Source organism: Pseudomonas quasicaspiana, assembly GCF_021147825.1.
GTDB classification, from domain to species: Bacteria; Pseudomonadota; Gammaproteobacteria; order Pseudomonadales; family Pseudomonadaceae; genus Aquipseudomonas; species Aquipseudomonas quasicaspiana.
On sequence record NZ_JAGTPI010000126.1, the window covers coordinates 1 to 1,359 of the forward strand.

Annotated in this window: 1 rRNA gene; it reads left to right on the plus strand. The window is 51.4% G+C overall.

What is annotated here, in order from left to right:
* Positions 1-1,359: ribosomal RNA gene (locus KDX30_RS29390) — 23S ribosomal RNA — on the plus strand; the annotation flags it as partial.

Below are 1,359 nucleotides of genomic sequence, written 5' to 3' on the forward strand. Positions count from 1 at the left end.
ATGAAATCGAGTAGGACGGGGCACGAGAAACCTTGTCTGAACATGGGGGGACCATCCTCCAAGGCTAAATACTACTGACTGACCGATAGTGAACTAGTACCGTGAGGGAAAGGCGAAAAGAACCCCGGAGAGGGGAGTGAAATAGATCCTGAAACCGTATGCGTACAAGCAGTGGGAGCCCACTTTGTTGGGTGACTGCGTACCTTTTGTATAATGGGTCAGCGACTTATTTTCAGTGGCGAGCTTAACCGAATAGGGGAGGCGTAGCGAAAGCGAGTCTTAATAGGGCGTCTAGTCGCTGGGAATAGACCCGAAACCGGGCGATCTATCCATGGGCAGGTTGAAGGTTGGGTAACACTAACTGGAGGACCGAACCGACTACCGTTGAAAAGTTAGCGGATGACCTGTGGATCGGAGTGAAAGGCTAATCAAGCTCGGAGATAGCTGGTTCTCCTCGAAAGCTATTTAGGTAGCGCCTCATGTATCACTGTAGGGGGTAGAGCACTGTTTCGGCTAGGGGGTCATCCCGACTTACCAAACCGATGCAAACTCCGAATACCTACAAGTGCCGAGCATGGGAGACACACGGCGGGTGCTAACGTCCGTCGTGAAAAGGGAAACAACCCAGACCGTCAGCTAAGGTCCCAAAATCCTGGTTAAGTGGGAAACGATGTGGGAAGGCTTAGACAGCTAGGAGGTTGGCTTAGAAGCAGCCACCCTTTAAAGAAAGCGTAATAGCTCACTAGTCGAGTCGGCCTGCGCGGAAGATGTAACGGGGCTCAAACCAGGTACCGAAGCTACGGGTATCATCTTAGGATGATGCGGTAGAGGAGCGTTCTGTAAGCCTGTGAAGGTGAGTTGAGAAGCTTGCTGGAGGTATCAGAAGTGCGAATGCTGACATGAGTAACGACAATGGGTGTGAAAAACACCCACGCCGAAAGACCAAGGTTTCCTGCGCAACGTTAATCGACGCAGGGTTAGTCGGTCCCTAAGGCGAGGCTGAAAAGCGTAGTCGATGGAAAACAGGTTAATATTCCTGTACTTCTGGTTATTGCGATGGAGGGACGGAGAAGGCTAGGCCAGCTTGGCGTTGGTTGTCCAAGTTTAAGGTGGTAGGCTGAGATCTTAGGTAAATCCGGGATCTTAAGGCCGAGAGCTGATGACGAGTGTTCTTTTAGAACACGAAGTGGTTGATGCCATGCTTCCAAGAAAAGCTTCTAAGCTTCAGGTAACCAGGAACCGTACCCCAAACCGACACAGGTGGTTGGGTAGAGAATACCAAGGCGCTTGAGAGAACTCGGGTGAAGGAACTAGGCAAAATGGCACCGTAACTTCGGGAGAAGGTGCGCCGGTGGAGGT